This window comes from Janthinobacterium sp. PSPC1-1, assembly GCF_049897625.1.
Classification (GTDB): domain Bacteria; phylum Pseudomonadota; class Gammaproteobacteria; order Burkholderiales; family Burkholderiaceae_D; genus Janthinobacterium; species Janthinobacterium tructae.
Genome location: NZ_JAFCWP010000014.1, coordinates 28,741 through 50,254, shown reverse-complemented (window position 1 = coordinate 50,254; position 21,514 = coordinate 28,741). Strand labels below are relative to the sequence as shown.

Sequence of the window (21,514 nt, the reverse complement as noted above, 5' to 3'; positions counted from 1 at the left end):
GAGGGGTCTTCATGCCATAATCGGCGGCATGTCTTCTCCTCCTACTCCCCCTGAGCAGCCGGTATCTTGCCAGTTCCGTGGCCAGTTCCGCGCCGAATATGCGCGGCGCATGAATGCCGTGCTCGATCATATCGACCGCCACCTCGACACGCCGCTGGACCTGGCGCAGCTGGCCGACGTCGCGCATTTTTCGCGCTTCCACTTTCACCGCGTGTTCGCCGCCTGGATGGGCGAAACGCTGGGCGACTATGCGCGCCGCCGGCGCCTGGAAACGGCCGCCTTGCGGCTGGCCTGCCGCGCCGACGAAGCGATACTGGACATTGCCCTGGCGACGGGCTTCGGTTCCGGCGAAGCGTTTGCGCGCGCCTTCAAACTGAAATTCGGCTGTACGCCAACAGCCTGGCGCGCCGGCGTTGCCGCGAAAAACGCGTCCATGCTCACGGCCATGCGCCAGCGCCGGCAAGATAGCAATCCGGATCAGGCCATGCGCAATGCGGATCAGGAAAACGCGCCGAACTTCCAGCACCATGGGCACTCCAATCCATTTCATAGAGAGCGTCCCATGCAAGTTACCATCCTCGATCTGCCGCCCGCCAGCGTGGCGTGCCAGCGCCATATCGGCCCCTACGGCCCCGCCATCAGCGCCTTCTGGCGCGACACCGTCGCACCATGGATGCAGTCGCACGGCCTGGGCGACGCCACCTGCTACGGCATCGGCCATGACGATCCCAGCATCACGCCACCGGACAAATGCCGCTACGACGCCTGCGTCGCCTTGCCAGATGGCTTCCAGGCAGCCGGCCGGACCAGCATCACCACCCTGCCCGGCGGGCGCTATGCGGTAGCGCAGTTCAAGGGACCGTCCAGCGCCATCGCCGAGACGTGGACGCGCATGACGCGCGAATGGCTGCCGGCCAGCGGCCTGCAGTGGGACGAGCGCCCCTGCTTCGAGCGCTTTTCCGCCGCCACGGCAATGGACCCGGCCACCGGCGAATTCTCTTGCGAGATCTGCATTCCCGTGCGGCCGCTGTAGCTTCTGCGCGTGGTGCTGTCAGCCCTCCTGTCAGCCACTGAGGCCGTAGCGCGATGCCGGCTTGCCGTGCATCGCGCCCGCGAACAGCGCGAGGCGGGCCGCGTCGAAGCGCTCCCACAGCTCCTGGTCTTCGACGGAAGGCAAGGTCACCAACTCGCCCTGGTCCAGGCCCGCCAGGGCCGCATCGACGCAGTCTTCCGCGCGCATGATGGTGGCCTGGTCCAGCTGCGCCAGCGGCACGCCGCTCAGTTCCCAGATTTCCGTCGCCGTCGATGCGGGCAGCACCAGTTGCACCGTGATGCCCGTGCCGGCCAGTTCCTGCTGCAAGCCCCGCGTGAAATTCATCACATAGCCCTTGGTGGCGCTGTAGATCGTGCTGACCGGCAGGATGTGGAAGGACAGCACGGAACCGATGTTGATGATGGTGCCGCGGTTGCGCTGCTTGAATTGCGGCAGCACGGCGTAGGTCAGCTGGGCCAGCGCCGTCACATTCACCTTGTCCATGCTGGCGATGCCCGCCCTGGGCGTATCGACGACGGGCGCCAGGGTCGACGCGCCCGCGTTATTGACCAGCATGGTGATGGCCGGGTTGCCGGCCAGTTCATCGGCCACGCGCTGCAGGTCGGCCGGCGCAGACAGGTCGGCCGCCATGGCGCGCACGGCCACGCCATACTTTTCCGCCAGCGACTTGGCCAGCACGCCCAGGCGCTCGACGCGGCGCGCCACCAGGATCAGATCAAAGCCACGGCTGGCAAGGCGGTCCGCATACACGGCGCCCAGGCCAGACGATGCGCCAGTGACGAGGGCCGTGCCTTGGATAGTGCTTGTACTCATGATGATTCCTTTAGGATTTTCAAATTGAAATGCAGGGACCGCAAGCATGATGCTGATCATGCTTCGATGCGACATTAAACATGATGGTCATCATGTTTAATGTCGCAAGCATGACGTACGTCATGTATGATGTCAACAGAAAAGTGCAATGAGCGGAGAACACCATGCGATACCCAGCGGCCGAGACGGCAGAAAAACACCAGCGCATCCTGCGGGAAGCGGCGCGGCTATTCCGTGAGCAAGGCTTTGACGGCGTCAGCGTGGGACAGATCATGCAGGCGACGGGGCTGACGCATGGTCCCTTCTACAACCACTTCGCCTCGAAGGAAGCGCTGATGGCCGAAAGCACCCTGCACGGCTCGGAACACTCGCGCGCGGCGCTCGATGCGGCAACCCTCAGCCCGGAATCCATGCGCCAGTATGTGCGCGACTATGTGAGCGCGGCCCACCGCGATGCGCCGGGCAATGGCTGCCTGCTGGCGGCCCTGGCCGGCGACGCGCGCAAGCAGCCGGCCGTGCGTCCCGCCTTTACCTACCACCTGAAATCCATCATCGGCAAGCTGGCGACGCATTTTCCGTGGCAGAAAAAGCGCAACCCACGGCAGGACGCCATCGTCATGCTGTCGGCCATGGTGGGCGCCGTGGCGCTGGCGCGCGCCGTCGACGATGAAGCGTTTTCCGATGAGATCCTGACAGCAGTGAACGCTGCTTTTACGACGTAGGTCAGATTAGCGGCGCAGCCGCGTAATCCGACAACATTGTTGACGTATGTGGTGATGTCGGATTACGGCCCTTCGGGCCTAATCCGACCTACGCACGAGCCACTGCGCGACTTGTCCGACCCTGTCTGCGACCGTGCCGGACACATCGACATACGCAATCCCCCGCCGCGCCAGCTCGTCCCTGTACCACGCATGCTGGCGCGCGCGGAAATCGCCGTCGCGGCGCGTGCCATCCTGGATGAAGGGGAAGTCGGGCGCGCACAGCAGCACCAGGTCGTAACGATGTTCGGCCAGCTGCGCCAGTTCCTGCTCGGCCCTGCCGAACATCTCGACACAGTAAAAATAGGTGGTCAGGGGCGACGTGTCGCAAAACAGCCAGCGCTGCGCGGCCATGGCGGCTTGCGCTTCGCGGCGCAACTGTTCCCTGCCGATGTTCAGCAGATCGTCGTAGTGCAAAATGCCATCCTGGCTTTCCCACAGCTCGCGGCCATACTCGGCCACCCAGCCGGTATCGAAATGCGCTGCCAGCGCGGCGGCCAGTGTCGTCTTGCCGCTCGATTCGCCCCCCAGCACGCACACCCGCGTGACAAAGTCGGCGCGCACGACGGGCGACAGGAAGGCGCTGTGGGCCTGCGGGTCTTGCCTTACCCGCGTTCCGGACACGGGCACCAGCATTCTCGCCTGGTCCACGCTGACATGCGCCACCGCTCCCATCGCGTAATGCCTCGCCAACACCTGCGCAAAGCCGGGGCCGTAATCTTCGCTGCTGAACACCGCATCGACGGGCAGCGCCAGCACCGTCCAGCACAGCCAGCCCATGAAATGGCGATGCGCGTCGCCCTCGTCGTCGTTGTGCGGCAGCGGACGCGCAGGCAGACCGCGCGCCGCGCACAGGGCAGCCAGGCGGGTATCGTCCAGTACCACGATGTGCGCCTGCGGGAACTGCGCGCGCAGCCAGGCTTCCCGACGCGCCGGTTCCAGGCCGGGAAATTCAGGCCTGGTGTAGCTGACCACCAGCAGCTCCTCGCACCCGTCCGTGGCGCGCTGTATCAATAATTCATGGCCCAGGTGCAGCGGACAGAATTTGCCCACCACGAGGCCGCGCTTATAAAGGTTCATGCCACTGCTTCCCGCAAATCCGAGGTGTATTGAATGATCTTGTCTTCCGCCAGCAAGGTCTCGACCGTGACGGCGCCGAAAAAAGGCGCGAGCAAGGCGCGCGCCTGGTCGGCTTGCGGCATGGCGCCCGGCGCCAGGCGCAGCGCGACGCTGCCATCGCCATGCTGGTGCACGCCGAACAAGGCGATGGCCAGCGGCTTCAAGGCGTGCGTGATGTCGATATTGTTGATCCACTGCCCCTGCGCCGTGCGATAACGCAAGGGGCTGCGGCCCGCCAGGCCCACCAGCACGGGACCGTGCGGGCCATGCGCCAGCGAGGCGTAATCGCCCGTGCGGTAGCGTACCAGGGGCAGGCAAAAGTTAAAACCGCCCGTCACCGTGATTTCGCCGCGTACCCCATCCGGCACGGGCTGGCCCGCACTATCAAGGATTTCCACGTACAAGCGGTGCTGCAGCAGCACGTGGCCGCCCGCCCGCTCGTCGTAGACGGCGACCGGCCCCACTTCATTGAGCGAATAGATGTCGAGCACGGGGCAGCCGAACGCCGCCTCCAGGCGCGTGCGCATGCCGGGCAACAGCATCATCGAGACCGACAGCAGCGCGGCCGGCTTGTGCGTCATGGGCAGGGATAACAGCGCGGCAAACGAGATGGGGTCGCCCGCGATCAGCTCGGGCGCCATGGCGTCCAGGTAGCGCGCACGGTCTTCAGGTTGACGCCAGTCGTCCGGATGCAGGTTGATCTTCGCCAGGCCCGATTCGTCCATCGTGGGCGTGACGGAGACATAGGTGAAGCAGCGACGCTGGTGCCCCAGCAACATGACGCCCACCTGGCCCGCGCCATGGTGCAGGGTGACGCCGAAGCGGCGCAGTGCGCGCTTGTGGAAAGCCAGGTAGCGCCCCGCCACCAGCGGGTGCGAGGCGATCAGCAGCGGGTGGCCCGTGGTGCCCGTCGTCTGGAAGTTGATCATGCGCGCCAGATCCGCCTCGTCGGGCACGAAGGCGGCGATATCGTGCGCCAGTTCGGCGCGGCTGATGGGCGCCACGTCCGCAAGGCGAGAAGGCGCCGAACCGCAGGCGCGATAGTACGGCACCGTCGCATAAGTCGCCTTGAGAAAATCGGGCAGCCAGGATGGCGGCGCGACGGCGCTCCAAGCGACTACCGCCTGCATGACTTCCTGCTCATAGGCGCGCAGCGCTTCAACCTCCCCGGCCAGCAGCTTGTTGCCGCTGCGGTTGCGGTACTGGGGCGCGCAAGGATGGCTGCGCAGTTTTTCCAGCATGCGCGCGCCCGCCGGCGTCAGGGTGGGACAATAATCGCGGTCCGATTCCCAGGCGCCGCCCGGCAGATTGACGTCAGGTTTGCCAGCGAGCGTCATTCGCGCGACCACTTGTCGGCCGATTCCTCGGCCGCCTTTTTCGCCAGCGCCTCGCGGATTTCCCGCGCGCGTTGCTCGGCTAGCCGGCTCGCTTCGAGCAGGCGGCGGCGCTCCGTGCCGCTGATGGCAGACAACCTGTCCGTAGCCTGCGCCACGCTTTCGTCGCTGGGCCGAAAACCCAGGCGCGCCAGCACGATGCGCGCCAGTTCCTCGCGCCGCTCGGGGTCTTGCGTAAACTGGTGGGCCGGCGTACTGGCGGCCAGTTCGCGCGCCGCCTCCCCCAGCACCTGCAGCAGGGCTGGCTGCGGCAACTGCTGGCCGATGAACCAGTCGTCGGCCAGCAGCCAGCACAAGATCATGGCCAGCGCCAGGCGGTTGCGGTCCGCCTTCACTTGCGCGCCTATGAAACCCTGCAAGGACGCGGCCGGCGCGCGCGCGCCATGCAGCAGCAGGATATCGTTGACCAGTGCAGCAACCGCCACCGCCTGCGCATTGGCGACGCCGGCGATGCGGGGCTCGGCGAGGAATTCGACGGGGGTGTCGGCCAGGCGGTGGGTTAATATTTCGAGGTGGGGACCGATTTGCATCATGATGTCATTACCTCAACCCAACGGCAAATGCTGGGGTCGGACCCGTCGGGTCTGACCCCGGAATTTTGCTGCGCATATTCATCTTATTTAACTCTTCACATAATGCCTGCGGCTGAACGCCCGCGCAAAGTCCAGCAAGTCCTCGTAGCGCTCGACGGCGTGGATATCCCAGCCCTGTTCGCGGCGTGCGCGCTTTAAATCGTCATAGGTTTGCTGCAGCCACTTGTTGGCCGCCGCGCCATCCCAGTCGCGCTCCAGGTTCAGGGCCATGGTGCCGCCCGCGCCGCCCTGCGCCAGCGCCTTGGCGGAAATATCCCAGCCGCTGTTGCCCAGTTCATCATTGTCGAACATGGTGGTGATGCCGTCGTCGGAAATCATCAAAATGTGCGCGGGCCGCTCGCGCTTGGCCGCATAGGTCTGGCGCAGGCGGTGGATGGGGAAACAGGTGCCGCCGCCAAAAAATTCCGTCAGCACGCCGAGGATCATGTCTTCATCGCGCACGAAACCGGGCGTTTGCATCACCTCGTTCTTGCCGCTCCACAGGGTCACTTGCACTTTCGCGCCGGCGCGCAGGGCGGACAGGGCGATGACGGCGCCAGCCAGGGTCAGGAACGAGGTGTGCGCCTGCGGATTCGGCATGGATCCGGAACTATCCACGTACATGTCCAGATCGACGGGCACGGCATCGATGGCGCGCGCCGGTTCGCGGCCATATACGCGGCGCACGGTGGTCACGCCGGGCACGGGGCGCGGCGACTGCATCACGGATTGCAGCCAGTCGATGTCTTCCAACGGGTCGCCGATCTCCCACGCTTCCAGCCCTTCCATCTGCGGCTCCTGCGACTCGGGCGCGGGGCGGCTGGGAAACGCCACCAGGTGCGGCAAGGCCCGCTCGCGGTAGTAGCGGATGGCGATTTCATGGTCGCTCAGGTTCACGCCCGCAGCCTTTAAAATATCGCCCAGCTCGAACGGTTCGCGCAGTTGCCCGCCACCCGATCTGGCAGGCGCCTCGGCCGGCGGCTCCTCGCCATCGAGGCCGGAAATGCGTTTGTCGTGCACGGGATGGATGGCGCCGCCCTCCTCGTCATCCTCGATCTGCTGCGCGCCGTAGGTCTGGCAACCACGGGCCGCGTCACGCGTGTCCTGCAGATAGCGGCTGGGATCAAGACTGTCCCCCAGAGCATCCGTGTCTTCCACCAAGTAAGGCAGCAGCAAGGTGGCGAAGTGCCCCGCCGCCAGCATCCAGTCGTTCGCATACACGCGTATCAGGCGCGCGCCCAGCCAGGCATCCGTGTCCAGGCGCTCATCCACATTGGCGCCACCCAGCTCGCCCTTTTCCAGCTGCCACAGGTTTTCATAGATGCGCATGTACAGGGTCCATACGCCGCCGCTGGCCTTGTCCTTGGCGTCAGCTTGCGCCGTGCGCCCCTGCTGCAGCTTGCGGTAGATGTCGGCCATGCGCAGGTTCGCCTGGCGCTGCAAACGGTCGTTGATGAACAGGTCCGTGTACAGGTTGGCCACCATGGGCGCATGCTGCTCCAGGGTGGGCAAGGCGCGGCGCATGCGCGCCAGCAGGCGAAACTGGTCGCTCGCGCTGCCCGGCGCGAGGATGTGGTGGCCGATTTCATGGGCAAGCACTTCCAGCGCATAGCCGTCCAGCCCCAGTTCCGTCACCAGCGGCAAGTCGATCACGACGCTCTGGTCCAGCAAACGGATCATGGCGAAGCTGCCGGACAAGCCCTGCTTGCTGGCCTCGACGTGGCTGGCGCACAGGCTCGGGTCGCGCAAGCGCGTAAATTTGCTCCACACGGCCAGGGCCTCGGGCCAGGCGGCGCGCCAGGCCTCGATCAAGGTGGTGTCAGCGTCCTTCTTCATGCGAGCGGCAGCAGGCGGATGGCGTGCGTCCAGGGTGACGTGATGGCAAGCGTGTGCGCATTGGCGGCGATGGCGATGTCGCCGGCCGGCACATCGAGCGCGATGCTGCGCGCGCCGATATGCACGGTCGCCCCATCGAGGCGCACGGACGATGGCAGGCCGGTATTGGCCTGCTCATACTCCTGCGCCGTGGCGCCGTGCAGCACGGCGCCGCAGGCATCGGCCACCAGCAGGTAATGGCGCTCGGCGCTGCGCACGACAAAACCGTCCTTTGTCGCGCGCACTTGCGGCGGCGTGCCGAAATCGCCACCGAGGCCGGTGAAGCTGCCGAACTCCCTGCCATCGGCATTGCCGCGCCACGGATTCGCCAGCAACTGCGCATGCACCTGCGGCCAGTGCGCACCGGGCTCGCCAAAGGCCGCCAGCGCCAGCGCGGGCGGCAAGGTGTCGGCGGCGGCCAGCGCGCCCTGGCGGAAATGCGCGACACCGGCGCGCCAGGCCAGCACCTGGCCCACGGCGCGCAGCTGCGCCAGCGTGACGATCTGCGCTGCCAGCGTAGCCAGCTCGCGCTGCCACTGCGCGGGACGCGCGCCCGCCACGGAAGCTAAGTGGATGGCGGCATTGCTGAGCATGCCCAGCACCTCGACGGGGGCCGTCGCCAGCAGCGGCGCAAACGATGGTGCGAGTTCGCGCCAGACGGTATTCAAGAAGGGGGTTTTCGCCGCCGGACCGACCAGGCCGTGGCCCACCAGTTCCAGGGCCATGTCGTAGGCGGCCAGGGTCGCGCCGCCCACGCGCTCGGGCGCAGCGGCGGCCACGGCCACCACCAGCGGATCGACGCCATCGTGCAAAAAGGCGCCAAAGGCGGCCATGTCGAGCGAGGGAAAGCGCCGGCGCGCTTCCACGGCACGCGCATTGAACTGGGCGCGGCCGCTGGCGAGTATCGAGGCAAAGGCAGGAGAAATCATCGCCACTCCTCAGTCGCTGTGCGAAAAGTGCAGCAGATGGCGTTCATCCCCCAGTTCGAACGCGATCTCGTCCCAGTGGATGGCATACCAAAAACCGGAGGGCGGCGTCATCGTCACGGCGTGCAGGGAAAATCCGCCCAGCGCGTCGTCCAGCGCCTCCAGGAAGGCGGCCACCAGCAGCGCGCGGAAGCGCCCGGGCGGCGCCGCCTGCATGTGCCGCGACGAGAAAAACCAGCGCTGGCACACTTGTTCCAGGTGCGCGCGCCCGCACGGCGCCGCACGGAGGTGCCACAGGGCTGCCGGCAAGTCGCGTGCGGGTTCGATGACGTTCAGGGCATAATCTTCGACGCGCAAACCCAGCGCCGTGGCGAGATCCGACGCATCGGGCAAGCGCTGCAACTCGTAGCTCGCACACAGGTCGCTGGCTTCACTATTGAGTAGCGCCAGCGCGTCCAGAAAGCCTTGACAATGCTGGACACTCATTGCGAACGCAGCCAGCTGCGGTAATTCGTATAGCGCTGGTGCAGGTATTTGAGCTTCAGCAAATCGTCGTACAGGGGGCCATACAGTTTTCTGCCCTTCGTGCGTTCGCCGATCAGCTTTTCAATGCGGTTCAGGCGCGCCAGAGTCTCGCGCTCGCTGACGCCGTCAAGGCCCAGGTCGAATTCGGCCGACAGCATGCCCACCGGGTCATCGCGGTCCAGGTCGAGGCGGTTGAATTCATCGTTGGACAAATCGAACAAACGGCGCAGCCAGCCCAGTCTGTCGCTGCGGTAGGCGGCGTTTTCCGGCAGCGCGAAGAATGGCGCGTCCGGGTCCGGCTGCAGCTTGTTATGCAGTACGAACGGCAGCACCTGGCGCAAGTCTTCCAGCTCCACCTCGCCGTTGCCGCGGAAGTAGGCCATGGCCTTGGCGTAGATCATGAGCGCCATCAGGGTGCGCACGGAGATGCCGTTCAGGGTCTGGCAGCCGAGATCCTTCAAACGGTCGCGCCCATTGTCGGCCGCCTGCGCGGCGCCACGGTCTGCGCCGGCCAGGCGGGCCGTATCCTTGGTCATGTATTCGAACTGGCCACCCGCCGTCTCGAACAGCTCGAACTGGCTGGCGAAAAATTCCAGGCGGCGCCGCACGGCGTCCGGTATGCCTACCTGGCGGATCGCTACGCCTATTTGATCCACCTCGCCTTCCGTGAAGATGATATCGGGCGGCACCAGCTCTTCGGGCCGCAGGTTTTCTTCCACGCGCAGCAGCAGTTCATTCAAAAAGCGCGGATTGAAGGCCAGCGCCTGCACCGTCACGTCGACCCGGTCGCGCAGCGCCTCGATCACCTGGTAGGTGCCGCCGCCCTGGTCGTCGTTGGCCGTCAGATACCAGGCCGCCTCCGGGCACTCGTAAACATGGTTCAGCACTTCCGCGTAATTGTCGCCCATGACGGTCAGCAGCGCGCTTTGCGTGCGCGTGGGGATGCGGTTGTATTCATCGACAATCTTCACGCGCATGCCCAGCCAGGCGCGCCAGGCGATGCGGATATCGTCCATGCTTTGCGCGTTGACCAGGTCGAACGGCAGCGGATTGCCGAGCAAATCGGCCACCGTCATCTGCGGGTGGCCGTGCTGCATGGCGCGCTTGACTTCCTTGACGGTGGAGCCGGCCAGCACGCCCATCAGCAAGGCGCTGGCCGTCTTGCCACGCCCCGGCCCGCCGACGAACAGGCATTTGCGGCGCGTGGCAAACGTCAGCAGCGGCAGCAAAATAAAACTCGAATAGCTTTGTGCCGACGGCAGATTCAGGGTGCGGCGGCTGTCGCCCACGGAGTACGTCTGCGACGGGCCATCGTTGTACTCGATGTCGTAATGGGGGCTGATGATGGCGTGGTTGACGATCCAGAAATACGCCTGGCGCAGCTTTTCATCGAAAGGACGCGCTTGCGCCTCGCCTTCCGCTCCCAGCGCGATGGGGCCCTGGTACAGGTCCGCCACATCGAACTGCCGTGCGGCGGGCGCCGCCTTGGGTTTGGTGGGGGCCTGGGACAGGCGCTGGAACAGGTTAAAAGACGGCATGGCAATACTCTTCCGTTAAGGAAATGAAATTATTGCACAAGCCACCTGCAAGCACCGGTTCGGATGACAAGCAACTCAGCCCGCCATCGGCGTGGCCAAAAACACCGGCTGCTGCTCGGCCAGCGCCGTCAAAGCGGCCACGGCCGGATAATCGCTGGCCGCCATCACGTCGGGCACCATCTGCTGAGCAAAACTCCAGGCCACTGCGATGGTGATGCCGGCAATACTCAAGCAGTCCGGCGTCTCTTCGCGCAACGATGCTTCCAGCTGCCTCCAGGCCCCATGCAACTGCAGCTGGACCCGATCCAGCCAGGGCTGGTGCTGTTTTTCCTGCGGGCGCAAGCGCCGCTCATAAACGATCTGCACGGCTTTGTCGCAGGCTGCCAAAGCATAGCTGGTCTGGCACAGCGCGCGCAGACGGGCCGGACCCGGTTCCGGCCTGATACGGGGAGCATGCGCGACCAGTTCTTCCAGATACGCCAGGATCAGGCTCGATTCCATCAGCACCTGGCCGTCGTCGGTAAGCAGGGTCGGCACTTTGACGGCCGGGTTGATGTTTTGTACCTTGTCGAAATCGGAAAACACCGACAGGGGCCGGTGTTCATGCTCCAGGCCCAGCACTTTCATACCAATGGCAACACGCCGGACGTAGGGCGAATCGAGCATTCCGATCAATATCATGGTCTATTCCTCTCTGTGTGATGTACAAACGCGATGACTTGTGCAGCGACGGGCAATGGCGCGTCTTCCATCAAGAAGTGCCCTGCCTCGTCAAACAGATGCAAGCTGGCGCCGGAAATATCGCGCTGCAGACGATGGGCATAGGCCACCGGCTGCCACTCGTCCTGGCGGCCCCATAATATCTGCACCGGCATCTTTAAGTATGGTAATTTTTCGGCAAAGTCCATGGTGTAACAGCCGTTATAGTGCGCTACCTGATGCTGATAGAACGAGGGCTGGCCCACCACGCCGCACAGCGGCTCCAGGTAACACCGCAGCAGCTCGCCCTGCATCCTGTCCTTGTGAAAGACGGCCATGCCGAGCTGGCGCGCCATCGTGCTGCGATGCTCGCTGGCCGGCATCAAAGCACACGCGGCGAATTCATCGCGCATATGTTTCCAGGTGGGCGATGGCCAGGAGTCGTAGCTGGGCGCGTCGGCGATGCTCAAGCTGCGCAGGCGCGCCGCGTGGCCGAACGCCAGGCGCAGCGCAATGGCGCCGCCGATATCGTGGCCGAACAAATGGGTGGTGGGCAGCTGCCAGTGGTCGAGCAAGGCTGCCAGCAAGATCATTTGCGCGGCCACCGAGGTATCGGCGTCAACGGGTCGCTCCGATGCTCCGAAGCCCAGCAAGTCATACAGGTGCACGTGGAAACCGGCATCAACGAACAACGGCACCAGTTCGCGCCAGATAATGCTGTGCGCCGGTGTGCCATGCACCAGTACCAGCGGCGTGCCTGCGCCATGGATGCCGGTGGCGATACGGTGGCCGTGGATCAAGGCGTGGCCATTCAACAGCGGTTCTTGACTCGTCATCAGATGTCCTTTTGTTTGCAGAACCTGAAGGTTAAGGCTAGACTCAACATGACGCCAGTGACATTCTTTTGACCTTCAATCCAACTTTTGTCATAACCTATGAATTTGCGCCTATCCATCGACGCCCTGCGTGTGTTCAGGACAGTGGTACACACCGGCAGCATGAGCCAGGCCGCCGGCCTGCTCCATCTGAGCCAATCGGCCGTCAGCTGGAAAATCAAGCGGCTGGAGCAGCAGCTCGATTGCCAGCTGCTGGCGCGCAGCGGCGGGCTGTTTGGCACGACCGACCAGGGAGCCGTGCTGCTGCGGCATGCGGTGAACATACTCGACGCCCACGATGATGCCGTCGCCCATTTTTCGCCATCGGCGATGCACGGCCGGCTGCGCATCGGCGTGACGGAGCAGATTTCATTGACGGACGTGTGTGCGGTGCTGGCGCAGTTTTCGCATCACCACCCCAAGGTGGACGTGCAGCTGGTGGTGGAGCAAAGCCAGGTATTGCGCGAACGCTTTGCCGATGGCGTGCTCGATGTGATTTTGCACCAGGATTTTGCTGGCAATGCGGCGCCGGGCGACACGCTGTTATGGACAGAAACGCTGCATTGGTGCGCCGCCACGGCAGAGCAGACCTTGCCGGGCGAGACCGTCAAGCTGATCACCTACGGGCCGCACTGCTTTTACCGCCGGCTGGCCGAGGAAAAGCTGGGCCAGGCCGGCATTGCCTGGAGCGTGGGCCTGGAATGCCCATCGGTGGCGGGCATGCAGACCGCGATTGCCGCCGGCCTGGGCATGGCGGTGGTCAATGAACGCAACCTGGGCCAGGGCATGCACCGGCATGTGGCACTGGAACGGCTGGCGCCGCTGCCCAGTGTCGCCAGCCTGCTGCGGGCCAATGACAACCTACCCGACCCCGTGCGTGACGGCTTTTGCCAGCTGCTGCTGGCAGCATTACAGAACAAGAGGCATGACGGATCCCGTCGCTAGCGATGCGGCCAGAGCAGGTCAACCTTCTCGTCGTCGGTCAACCACCAGCGCTTTCCGTCCTTGTCATTGTGCACACCGAATATTTATATAAACCCCACAGCCACTGGGGGCTCCAGCTCTTTCCCTGGTTTCATGATCATCCTTGTTTGATGCTGGGCGCTGGCGCCTCGGCGCGCCAGCGCCACCAGCCCAGCGCCACGCACGCCAGCAGCAAGGCCAGCAAGCCCGCCACTTCATGGCGGATTTCATACAGCGAAGCGCCCATCTGGTTAAGTGCGACAAAGCCCTGGATGCCGGCCGTGGATGGCAGCAGCCAGCGCAGCCATTGCAGCACGACGGGCATGGACGAGACAGGCCACGTCAGACCGGCCAGGAACAGAATCGGCATCGAGGTGGCGATCATCAGCTGCGTACCCCGTTCGCGCGTGCGGAACAGCATACCCAGCAGCATGCCGAACGCGGCTTCCGCCAGCGAAAACAGCACCAGCAGCAAGAGCATGCCGCCAAAGTTGCCGCCACGGGGGTAATCCTGGAACCAGAAGACGAAACCGAAGAAATAGCAGCAGTTCAGGAACGCCACGCAGGCAAACGCCAGCAGCATGCCCGCATAGCCGCCCGCCGTGCGCTGACCCGCTATCGGAAAACGCTTGCGCTGATACCAGGTGCCGAACAGCATGGTCATGCCGATCAGCAAGGTCTGCTGCACAATGAGAGTAGCCACGCCCGGCACGACATACGCGCCATAGCCTTCCTTGACGTTAAACAGGGGCACGGCGTCGAAGGCGATGGGCGAGCGCTGCTGGCTGGCCTGCACGCTGGACGGCGTACCGGCGCCCAAACGCTTGAGCTCAATCCCGGCCGACACGGTGCCCACCACTTCGGCCAGGCCATTCAGGGCCACCTTGTTGAGCATCAAATACAGGCCATTGCCCGCCACTTGCGCATGGGCGGCGCGGCCGGCCAGCACGTCCGTCTGCAAGCCGTCGGGCAGGATCAAGACGCCCATCACCTGGTCGCGCCACAATAAATCCTGCGCGACGGGCAAGTCCGGCGTGACGGCCACGACATGCAACGATGGATGGGCCATGGCGAAGCGCGTCAGTTGGCGCGACATGGCGCTGCGGTCCTGGTCGACGACCGCCACGGGCACGCGCTGGACGATTTCCGTCGAGTACGGCAGCGGATAGAAGAAGGAATAGATGATGCCGCCGATAAACAGCAAGGTCAGCGCGCCCTTGTCCGTCAGCATGGCGCGCCAGGTGGCGAGAAAAGCCGGCCACATCATGTGCGTCCCCAGGCGGCCGGGGTATTTGCGCGGCGCGCCAGCAGGAAGACGCCCACGGCGCCGCAGCCGACGGCAAAGCCGGCCAGTATCAGCATTTCCTGCACGCCATAGCGCCATGGCGCGCCGGCCAGCCAGTATTTCGTTTGCAGTTGCAGATAATGCGTGAGCGGCAAGGCTTCCGCCCAGGCGCGCGCCGGCGCCGGCATGGCCATCAAGGGAAAGGCCTGGCCCGCAAACGCGAAGGCCGGCGCCGTGATGAAGGCAGCGCCCGACAGGGCCAGGCGCAGGGACAAGGTGGCGGCGATCAGCAAGGTGGCCAGGCCGCAATACGCGAGCACCAGCAACAACATGCTCAGCAGCAAGGCCGGCAAACTGCCCGCCACGGCCCAGTCCCGCGCCAGGCTGAAAAACAGCAGATACAGCAGCGCCAGCGCGCAATAGGCGATGAGGGGAAACAGGAGCTTGGCGCCGACGGCGGCCAGCCAGCTACCGTTGGCCGAGGCCAGCCATTGCGGCACCGTGCCGTCGCGCAACTCGCGTCCGATGGACGTGACGACGGCGACGACGATGAAAATCTGCAGCATGGCCGGCATCAGGGCCAGGGTCAGAAACGCTTCATAGCTGGTGTTTTCATTGTATAGACTGTTCAGTGTCGTGCGGATCGGTTCGAACTGGGCCGCCGCCTGCACGCCCGACATGCCCTTTTTCACCCGCGCCGTCATCTCGATGCCGGCCGACAAGGTCGTGCTGACCGTGCGCACGTCGCGCAGCAAGGCGCCCGCGTGCGAGGAAAACTGCGCGTTGTACAGCCATTGCACGGTAGCTTGACGGCCACCCAGCAGTTTCTGCTCGAAATCGCCGGGAATGACCAGATAGCCGAATGCCGTGCGTTCGCGCAAGCGATGCAGGGCTTCGTCGCTGGACGCCACTTTCGCCGCCACGGCAATGCCGGGCGAAGCGTCGAGCCAGCGCGTAAGCTGGCGCGACAGGGTGGAGTTGTCGTTATCGATGACGACGATGGGCAAGTCGCGCGCGATGCCGGCGGAAAACACCAGCCACAACATGCCGCACAGCGCGACGGGAATCCAGCTGAGCATGCCCAGATCCCAAAAATCGCCGCGCAGCCGCGCCCACTCGCGCGCCAGCGTAGAAACCGGCCCTTTATCCGCTTCGCTCATCGCGTATCAGAGTGGTGGAAACACGACCGACATGCCCGGACGCAAGCCATCGACCTTGATGGCCGGGCGCAGCCGGATTTCAAAGGTGCGCAAGTCCGTGCCGCCCGGACGGGCCGCGCGCCACGTGGCAAAGTCCGGCAGCACGGCCACGGAGCTGACCTTGAAGCTCACTTGCTGTTTCAGCGCGGGCACGTTGGCCGTATGCGTGCTGCCCATGCCAAACGCCGCCATTTCATCTTCGCGCACCTGCAGCACGGCCCAGGCATCGTCCAGATTCACCAGAGTAATCACAGGAAAGCCTTGCGGCGCCAGTTCACCGGGCTGTATCTGGATCTTGCTGACCTGGCCCGCCACCGGCGCGGCGATCTTCGTCTCGGCCAGGGCGATCTGCGCTTCCGTCAGCACGGCGCCCACCTGGCGCGCCTGCGCGGCGGCAGCCGTCTTGTCTTCCGGACGGGCGCCCTTTTGCGCCATGTCATATTGCGCGCGAGCCGCCTGCGCCAGCTGGTCGGCGGCGCGCCATTGCGCTTGCGCCTCGTCACGTTTTTGCTGGGCGATCACGCCTTGCTCGAACATATTGTTGACGCGCGTGTACGTGGTCTTGGCGATGGTGGCACCCGTTTGCGCCCGCTCCCAGTTGGCTTTCGCCGCGGCGACTTCTTCCGGACGCGCACCCGCTTGCGCCTTTTGCGCCACGGCATCGGCTGCCTGCGTGGCGGCCGTCGCTTGCGCGATCTTCGCGTCCACTTCCGGACTCGTCAGCTGGAACAGCAGCTCTCCTTTCGGCACCGTCTGGCCCAGCTTGACGTACAGCTCGCCCACCCTGCCCGGCACTTTCGACGAGACATTCACTTCCTGCGCATCCATCTGTCCCTGCAACGGCAGGCGCTGCGGCTGGAACGCCTGGTACAAGCCCCAGCCCACGAAGGCTAGCACGATGACGGCGGCGACTATGGCCAAGGGTTTTTTGGAAGTACTCATTATTATTTGTCCACAGGTAATTGGATATCGGCCGCTGCCGCCAGGCTGCCCAGGCGCTGCGTCTCGCCCGTCGCTTCCAGCAATTGCGCCAGCCCCATCACATAGTTATAGGCCGTCTGCGCGCGCTGTGTTTCCACCTTGGCCAGGTTCAGGCGCGCATCGACCACTTCCAGCGACGTCACTTGCCCTTGCTGGAAGGCCACCGTTTGCAAACGGATATTTTCGCGTGCCAGCTCCACCGACGAGGCCGTGGACAAATACTGGATGCGGGCGTTTTCCAGCGCGCGCCAGTTCTTCTCGATCAGGGTGGGAATGTCGCGCTCGGCCTGGCGCGCCACCACTTCCACCCGCTCCTGGTCCAGCTTGGCGGCGGCGATCATCTTGCCTGTATTGATGCGGTGCACGAGCGGCACGGACACGACCAGGCCGATGGCCCAGTTCGAGCGCACGAGTTTTTCATTGCCGCGGTTCAAATTGTAATTACCGATGGCAAACACGGTGGGCGCATATTCCTTGCCATGCAGCTTCAAGGCTTGCTCGGCCTGCACGCGCTTGCTGTCGATCTTTTTCCAGTTTGCATTCTCGCGCATGCCCGTGCTGATGAACGATTGCAAAGTGCCAACCGGCAAGCTGTTGACGAACAGCGGCGTGCTGGGAAGCACTTGCGAGTTGACGGCAAGCAAGCGGTCGAGCGCCACCTGGGCGATTTCCTCGTCGCTGCGCGCCTGCGCTTCCTCGCTGCGGGCGCTGTCCAGGGCCACGTCGGCGCGCAGGCGTTCCGCGCGCGAAATCAGACCACCCTTTTCCAGCTTGGCCGCGTCGCGCTGGTGCTGCGTCACGCCGGCCGTCACTTCGGCCCGCACGGCCACCACCCGCTTGGCCAGCAACAATTGGAAATAGCGCTGCGCCACCAGGGTGGCCAGCTGTTCTTCCGCTTCCGTGTGCTCCGCCTGCGCGGCCAGGGTCAGGCTGGAAGCGAGGCCCTTGACGGCATCCAGGCGCCCGCCCGTGTAGATGGGCCACATGCCCAGCAAGCCGAACGAGGTCAGGTCCGTCACCACTTCACGGTTCAGGGAATTGGGAATGTGCGGCGTGGGCAAGCCGGGAATCGGCGGCAGCACCGATTCGATGCCGCCCACCACGCCGGCCAAGCCGCTGGTATCGATACTCAAGTCCGTCGACAAGCGGCCGCGAAACGCCGTCAAGTCCACCGACGGGCCATCGATATTCGACAAGGCTTCCGCCTTCAGTGTTTTTGCGCGCACGTCGAGCGCGGCGCCCTGCACGGCGCCCGAAGCCTTGGCCGCTTGCTGCAGCGCTTCGCTGAATGTCAGCGGTTCCGCCACGGCGGGCATGGCCGCGCCCAGCGCGCCCGCCAGCAATAATGATAAATGTCCTTGCAATCTGCCCATGTAGCGTCCAGTCAATGAATGAGGGAAAGCACGGGGTTGCCATGTTTATACTTTCACAATAGCAATTATATCCACGGATGTCCATTCCAGGCTGCACTATTGGTTACTGGAGCTGGCATGCAAAAACGGGCGCCTCTTGCGGAGCGCCCGTTGCGGTCAAGCCTCTGCCACGCTAGTTATTTCTTGGCTTTTTTACTGCCCTTCTCTTTTTCCTTTTCAAACACGGCAAAGAACTCGGACGCCATGTTGCGGATGGCGCGGCCGATGTTCGCGTAGTCGTATTCGTTCAGGTTGGCCAGCGACACGCGGCCGGAAGGATGCGTGGTGCCGAAACCGCGGCCCGGCAACAGGATGACGCCCGTTTCCTCGGCCAGGCGGAACAGCGCTTCGTTCGGTTTGAGTTTTTTCAGCAGCCACTGCGAAAACTCCACGCCATGCATCTGCGCGGCCAGCGATTCCATGTCCAGCAGGTGGTAGTAGCGCACGGAATTGGCGTCGTGCACCATCGGCAAGCCCAGTTCGCGGTACAGCGCTTCCTTGCGGCGCAGCACGATGCGCTTCATCGACTGCTTGTACTTTTGCTCTTCATCCATCAGCGAGAACAGCGAGAACAGGGTCATCTGCGCCTGCACGGGCGTGGACAGGCCGGCCGTGTGATTCAGCGCCACCGTGCGGCTGTCGGCCACCAGGCGGTCGATGAATTTCAGCTGGCGCGGCTCCGTCGTGATGGAGTGATAGCGCGCATCGAGCTGCTTCTTGATGGTTTCCGGCAACTTGGCAATCTTGTCGTCGAGCACATTGTTTTCATGCGTGGCCACCACGCCCATGCGCCAGCCCGTCGCGCCGAAGTATTTCGAGAACGAATACACGAGGATGGTGTTGAACGGGCAAATGGCGAACAGCGAGACGAAATTGTCGGCAAAGGTGCCATACACGTCATCGGTCAGGATGATCAGGTCTGGACGCTTCTTGATGATCTTGGCGATGTATTCCAGGGTCTCGTCGTCGATCTTGACGGAAGGCGGATTGCTGGGGTTGACGAGGAAGAAAGCTTTTACTTTCGGGTCCAGCAGCTTGTCCAGCTCCTTCTTGGTGAATTGCCAATTGTTCGATTGCGGCGCATCGATGTGCACGGTGTTCAGCTTGTAGTCATTGAGCTGGGGAATCTCGATGTACGGCGTGAAGATCGGCATGCCCAGCGCGATGGTGTCGCCTTCCTGGATGATGTGGTTCGATTTCAGGCTGGAGAACAGATACGTCATGGCCGCCGTGCCGCCTTCGACGGCGTACATGTCGAAGTTGCCGATAAACGGATGGTCGCCGATCATTTCGCGGTGGATATACTGGCCGACGATTTTCTCGGACAGGCGCAGCATGCGGTCCGGCACGGGATAGTTGCAACCCAGAATCGCTTCGCACATTTCATAGATGAAATCGCCCGCGCTCAGGCCCAGCTGGTCGCGCACATACGACACGGCCGCCTCGATGAAATGCGCGCCAGGGTTGCCCTCATGTTTGCGCACGAAAATTTCAAAGCGCGCCTCGATGCCATCGCGCGTGGGAAAGCCGCCCACGTCGTCCATGTAGACATACGAGCGCTCCGCTTCCGTCATGGCGAACTGGCCGAACTGGAAGAAGCCATGGCGTGGCGTGGTCGCCAGGAAATTCGGGTTGCCGCGGCCCGCGTTGAGCATCAGGCGGTTGCTTTGCTTGGCCGTCTGGATCAGCGCATCCTTCAGTTCGAAGGGGCTCAACAGGGCGAGTTTGGCGGGGTTACTGAAATCCATTTTTGCTACTCCTTATCAGACTGATAATTTTGAGGGTTCTTGCAAAGGTTCTTGCACATACATGCAGACTCAGACGAAGGCCACAATCAGCGGCCCCAGCAAGGTCAGGAAAACGTTGGCCAAGGCATAGGTGATGGCAAACGGTACGGTGGGAATCGAATTTTGCGCCGCATTCAGCACTTCGCCGAACGCGGGATTGGCACTGCGCGAGCCGGACAAGGCGCCCGCAAACACGGCCACGTTGTCATAGCGCAAGATGTAACGGCCAATCAGCATGGTCAAAATCATCGGCAGGATGGTCACCACCACGCCCACGCCAAACAGGGTCAGGCCGTGTTCGCGCACGGTTTGCACGGCTTGCAGGCCGGACGTGAGGCCGACGACAGCAACAAAACCGGCCAGGCCCAGGTCTTTCAGGATTTGCACGGCGCCGCTGGGCATGTAGCCAAACGTCTGGCGCTTGGCGCGGAACCAGCCGAATACCAGGCCCGACAGCAGAACGCCGCCGCCGCTGCCGAGGGTCAGCGGAATCGAACCGATGCGCGCCACCAGCAAGCCCACCAGCAGGCCGACGACGAGGCCGGCGCCCATGTAGACGAAGTCCGTCTTGGCGCTCGGCACGATCATGTAACCCACTTCGGCTGCCACGCGCTTGACGTCCTGCTCGGCGCCATAAATGGTCACCACATCGCCCGTCTGTACGATGGTTTCCGCTTGCATGGGCAAGATCTTGCCCATGCGGCTCAGCTGCACGACAAAGATGCCGTGACGCACGCCGGGCGCCGTCGCGCTGCGGATTTCGCCCACCGTCTTGTTGTGGTAAGCCTTGTTGGTCAGCACCATGTCGCGGCGCTGCATCACCAGTTCCATGCCTTCGACGGCAAGTAATTCCTTGCCCAGCTGGGAAGACACGCTGAGCATGGCTTCGCGCCGGCCCACCAGCAGCACGATATCGTCGGCCGCCAGCACCAGGTCGGGGCTGACGTCGATGATCTGCCCATTGCGTTTCACGCGCTCGATGGTAATCGCCGTGTTCGGATGCGCGCTTTCGATCTCCTCCACGGAGCGTCCTGCGCCCGGGCCCACATCGTAGATGCGGCCGATCAGGTCAGGCGCGGCCGGCGTCTGGCCAGGTCCCAGCACCTGCACGCCTGCCTGCAGCGCCGTTTCCGCCTTGATCGCATCTTCGCGGATGGTGCGCCCCATGAGTTTCGGCAAGATATTGACGCAAACGATGATGGCGCCAAACGAGCCGAACACGTAGGTGACGGCATAGCCGACGGCCACATTGCCCTGCAGGCGCGCCACCTCGTCGGCCGCCAGGCCCAGCTTGGTAATCGCGTCACCGGCCGTGCCGATGATGGCCGACTGCGTCAAGCCGCCCGCCGCCACGCCGGCCGCCAGGCCCTTGTCCAGGCCAAAGACCTTGGCCATGATGACCACCGTCAGCAGCGCCGTCACGGCCAGCACCACGGCCAGGATGATTTCGCGCACCGACTGGCGCCCCAGGGAGTTGAAGAACTGCGGTCCGCTTTCATAGCCGACCGCATAAATGAACAGGGCGAACAGCACCGACTTGACGCCGGGATCGATGGCGACGCCTACCTGGCTGACGAGGACCGCCACCAGCAGTGAACCGGCGACCCCGCCCAGCTGAAACGAGCCGAACTTGATCTTGCCGATGTAGTAACCCACTGCCAGGGAGAGAAACAAGGCAATTTCGGGCGACTTCTTGAATAACTCATGCAACCATTCCATACGGACCGCCTTTCGTG

General features: G+C 63.8%; 19 protein-coding genes. 3 read left to right on the top strand and 16 right to left on the bottom strand.

The window, feature by feature from the left end; translation table 11 throughout:
- The first annotated feature begins 28 nt into the window (after window positions 1-28).
- Window positions 29-1,033, top strand: a complete 1,005-nt coding sequence (locus tag ACP7EG_RS27275) for an AraC family transcriptional regulator (RefSeq protein WP_426090183.1) — start codon at window positions 29-31, stop codon at window positions 1,031-1,033.
- A gap of 30 nt (window positions 1,034-1,063) precedes the next feature.
- Here the strand turns inward: ACP7EG_RS27275 and ACP7EG_RS27270 are convergent, their stop codons facing one another.
- Entirely contained in the window at window positions 1,064-1,867 is an 804-nt protein-coding gene (locus ACP7EG_RS27270; RefSeq protein ID WP_426090182.1) for an SDR family NAD(P)-dependent oxidoreductase, read from the bottom strand.
- Between the two features lie 164 nt (window positions 1,868-2,031).
- On the opposite strand from ACP7EG_RS27270, the gene ACP7EG_RS27265 reads away from it, so the two are divergent.
- Complete coding sequence (locus tag ACP7EG_RS27265) at window positions 2,032-2,589, top strand: TetR/AcrR family transcriptional regulator (RefSeq protein ID WP_426090181.1); 558 nt, start codon at window positions 2,032-2,034, stop codon at window positions 2,587-2,589.
- 78 nt (window positions 2,590-2,667) lie between these two features.
- Here ACP7EG_RS27265 and ACP7EG_RS27260 read toward each other — a convergent pair whose 3' ends face one another.
- From ACP7EG_RS27260 to ACP7EG_RS27220, 9 genes are all read right to left on the bottom strand, one after another.
- Window positions 2,668-3,708 carry an AAA family ATPase gene (locus ACP7EG_RS27260; protein ID WP_426090180.1) on the bottom strand — a complete coding sequence of 347 codons (1,041 nt, stop codon included), beginning with the start codon at window positions 3,706-3,708 and terminating at the stop codon, window positions 2,668-2,670.
- Entirely contained in the window at window positions 3,705-5,084 is a 1,380-nt protein-coding gene (locus ACP7EG_RS27255) for an AMP-binding protein (protein ID WP_426090179.1), read from the bottom strand. The genes ACP7EG_RS27260 and ACP7EG_RS27255 overlap by 4 nt, the downstream gene beginning before the upstream one ends.
- Window positions 5,081-5,674: a hypothetical protein gene (locus ACP7EG_RS27250; RefSeq protein ID WP_426090178.1), complete on the bottom strand. Its 594-nt coding sequence runs from the start codon at window positions 5,672-5,674 to the stop codon at window positions 5,081-5,083. The genes ACP7EG_RS27255 and ACP7EG_RS27250 overlap by 4 nt, the downstream gene beginning before the upstream one ends.
- A gap of 87 nt (window positions 5,675-5,761) precedes the next feature.
- Window positions 5,762-7,549 carry a VWA domain-containing protein gene (locus ACP7EG_RS27245; protein WP_426090177.1) on the bottom strand — a complete coding sequence of 596 codons (1,788 nt, stop codon included), beginning with the start codon at window positions 7,547-7,549 and terminating at the stop codon, window positions 5,762-5,764.
- The gene (locus ACP7EG_RS27240) at window positions 7,546-8,517 is read right to left on the bottom strand and encodes a hypothetical protein (RefSeq protein WP_426090176.1); all 972 of its coding nucleotides are present in this window, start codon (window positions 8,515-8,517) and stop codon (window positions 7,546-7,548) included. Before ACP7EG_RS27240 ends, ACP7EG_RS27245 begins: the two co-directional genes overlap by 4 nt.
- A gap of 9 nt (window positions 8,518-8,526) precedes the next feature.
- Window positions 8,527-9,000 (bottom strand): hypothetical protein, encoded by a 474-nt coding sequence (locus ACP7EG_RS27235; RefSeq protein ID WP_426090175.1) that lies wholly within the window; start codon window positions 8,998-9,000, stop codon window positions 8,527-8,529.
- Window positions 8,997-10,577: an AAA family ATPase gene (locus ACP7EG_RS27230; RefSeq protein WP_426090174.1), complete on the bottom strand. Its 1,581-nt coding sequence runs from the start codon at window positions 10,575-10,577 to the stop codon at window positions 8,997-8,999. Before ACP7EG_RS27230 ends, ACP7EG_RS27235 begins: the two co-directional genes overlap by 4 nt.
- A gap of 75 nt (window positions 10,578-10,652) precedes the next feature.
- The gene (locus ACP7EG_RS27225; protein WP_426090173.1) at window positions 10,653-11,258 is read right to left on the bottom strand and encodes a glutathione S-transferase; all 606 of its coding nucleotides are present in this window, start codon (window positions 11,256-11,258) and stop codon (window positions 10,653-10,655) included.
- The gene (locus tag ACP7EG_RS27220) at window positions 11,255-12,112 is read right to left on the bottom strand and encodes an alpha/beta fold hydrolase (protein ID WP_426090172.1); all 858 of its coding nucleotides are present in this window, start codon (window positions 12,110-12,112) and stop codon (window positions 11,255-11,257) included. The genes ACP7EG_RS27225 and ACP7EG_RS27220 overlap by 4 nt, the downstream gene beginning before the upstream one ends.
- 99 nt (window positions 12,113-12,211) lie before the next feature.
- Between ACP7EG_RS27220 and ACP7EG_RS27215 the strand changes: the two genes are divergently transcribed.
- Window positions 12,212-13,096, top strand: coding sequence for a LysR family transcriptional regulator (locus tag ACP7EG_RS27215; RefSeq protein ID WP_426090171.1), 885 nt, complete (start codon window positions 12,212-12,214; stop codon window positions 13,094-13,096).
- A gap of 136 nt (window positions 13,097-13,232) precedes the next feature.
- On the opposite strand, the gene ACP7EG_RS27210 is transcribed toward ACP7EG_RS27215, so the two are convergent.
- The 6 genes from ACP7EG_RS27210 to aspT form a co-directional block, all read right to left on the bottom strand.
- Window positions 13,233-14,381, bottom strand: coding sequence for an ABC transporter permease (locus tag ACP7EG_RS27210; protein WP_426090170.1), 1,149 nt, complete (start codon window positions 14,379-14,381; stop codon window positions 13,233-13,235).
- On the bottom strand, window positions 14,378-15,559 hold the full coding sequence (locus ACP7EG_RS27205) for an ABC transporter permease (RefSeq protein WP_426090169.1): 1,182 nt from the start codon (window positions 15,557-15,559) through the stop codon (window positions 14,378-14,380). The genes ACP7EG_RS27210 and ACP7EG_RS27205 overlap by 4 nt, the downstream gene beginning before the upstream one ends.
- A 6-nt stretch (window positions 15,560-15,565) precedes the next feature.
- Window positions 15,566-16,540 carry an HlyD family secretion protein gene (locus tag ACP7EG_RS27200; protein WP_426090168.1) on the bottom strand — a complete coding sequence of 325 codons (975 nt, stop codon included), beginning with the start codon at window positions 16,538-16,540 and terminating at the stop codon, window positions 15,566-15,568.
- Window positions 16,541-16,542: 2 nt separating this feature from the next.
- Window positions 16,543-17,952 (bottom strand): TolC family protein, encoded by a 1,410-nt coding sequence (locus ACP7EG_RS27195; RefSeq protein ID WP_426090167.1) that lies wholly within the window; start codon window positions 17,950-17,952, stop codon window positions 16,543-16,545.
- Between the two features lie 176 nt (window positions 17,953-18,128).
- Complete coding sequence (locus ACP7EG_RS27190) at window positions 18,129-19,739, bottom strand: bifunctional aspartate transaminase/aspartate 4-decarboxylase (protein ID WP_426090166.1); 1,611 nt, start codon at window positions 19,737-19,739, stop codon at window positions 18,129-18,131.
- 69 nt (window positions 19,740-19,808) lie between these two features.
- On the bottom strand, window positions 19,809-21,497 hold the full coding sequence (gene aspT / locus ACP7EG_RS27185; protein ID WP_096234816.1) for an aspartate-alanine antiporter: 1,689 nt from the start codon (window positions 21,495-21,497) through the stop codon (window positions 19,809-19,811).
- Window positions 21,498-21,514 lie beyond the last annotated feature (17 nt).

Bases quoted from the DNA above. Each gene is read 5' to 3' on its own strand.
- ACP7EG_RS27275 (WP_426090183.1), top strand. From the start codon at position 29: ATGTCTTCTCCTCCTACTCCCCCTGAGCAGCCGGTATCTTGCCAGTTC.
- ACP7EG_RS27270 (WP_426090182.1), bottom strand. From the start codon at position 1,867: ATGAGTACAAGCACTATCCAAGGCACGGCCCTCGTCACTGGCGCATCG.
- ACP7EG_RS27265 (WP_426090181.1), top strand. From the start codon at position 2,032: ATGCGATACCCAGCGGCCGAGACGGCAGAAAAACACCAGCGCATCCTG.
- ACP7EG_RS27260 (WP_426090180.1), bottom strand. From the start codon at position 3,708: ATGAACCTTTATAAGCGCGGCCTCGTGGTGGGCAAATTCTGTCCGCTG.
- ACP7EG_RS27255 (WP_426090179.1), bottom strand. From the start codon at position 5,084: ATGACGCTCGCTGGCAAACCTGACGTCAATCTGCCGGGCGGCGCCTGG.
- ACP7EG_RS27250 (WP_426090178.1), bottom strand. From the start codon at position 5,674: ATGATGCAAATCGGTCCCCACCTCGAAATATTAACCCACCGCCTGGCC.
- ACP7EG_RS27245 (WP_426090177.1), bottom strand. From the start codon at position 7,549: ATGAAGAAGGACGCTGACACCACCTTGATCGAGGCCTGGCGCGCCGCC.
- ACP7EG_RS27240 (WP_426090176.1), bottom strand. From the start codon at position 8,517: ATGATTTCTCCTGCCTTTGCCTCGATACTCGCCAGCGGCCGCGCCCAG.
- ACP7EG_RS27235 (WP_426090175.1), bottom strand. From the start codon at position 9,000: ATGAGTGTCCAGCATTGTCAAGGCTTTCTGGACGCGCTGGCGCTACTC.
- ACP7EG_RS27230 (WP_426090174.1), bottom strand. From the start codon at position 10,577: ATGCCGTCTTTTAACCTGTTCCAGCGCCTGTCCCAGGCCCCCACCAAA.
- ACP7EG_RS27225 (WP_426090173.1), bottom strand. From the start codon at position 11,258: ATGATATTGATCGGAATGCTCGATTCGCCCTACGTCCGGCGTGTTGCC.
- ACP7EG_RS27220 (WP_426090172.1), bottom strand. From the start codon at position 12,112: ATGACGAGTCAAGAACCGCTGTTGAATGGCCACGCCTTGATCCACGGC.
- ACP7EG_RS27215 (WP_426090171.1), top strand. From the start codon at position 12,212: ATGAATTTGCGCCTATCCATCGACGCCCTGCGTGTGTTCAGGACAGTG.
- ACP7EG_RS27210 (WP_426090170.1), bottom strand. From the start codon at position 14,381: ATGATGTGGCCGGCTTTTCTCGCCACCTGGCGCGCCATGCTGACGGAC.
- ACP7EG_RS27205 (WP_426090169.1), bottom strand. From the start codon at position 15,559: ATGAGCGAAGCGGATAAAGGGCCGGTTTCTACGCTGGCGCGCGAGTGG.
- ACP7EG_RS27200 (WP_426090168.1), bottom strand. From the start codon at position 16,540: ATGAGTACTTCCAAAAAACCCTTGGCCATAGTCGCCGCCGTCATCGTG.
- ACP7EG_RS27195 (WP_426090167.1), bottom strand. From the start codon at position 17,952: ATGGGCAGATTGCAAGGACATTTATCATTATTGCTGGCGGGCGCGCTG.
- ACP7EG_RS27190 (WP_426090166.1), bottom strand. From the start codon at position 19,739: ATGGATTTCAGTAACCCCGCCAAACTCGCCCTGTTGAGCCCCTTCGAA.
- aspT (WP_096234816.1), bottom strand. From the start codon at position 21,497: ATGGAATGGTTGCATGAGTTATTCAAGAAGTCGCCCGAAATTGCCTTG.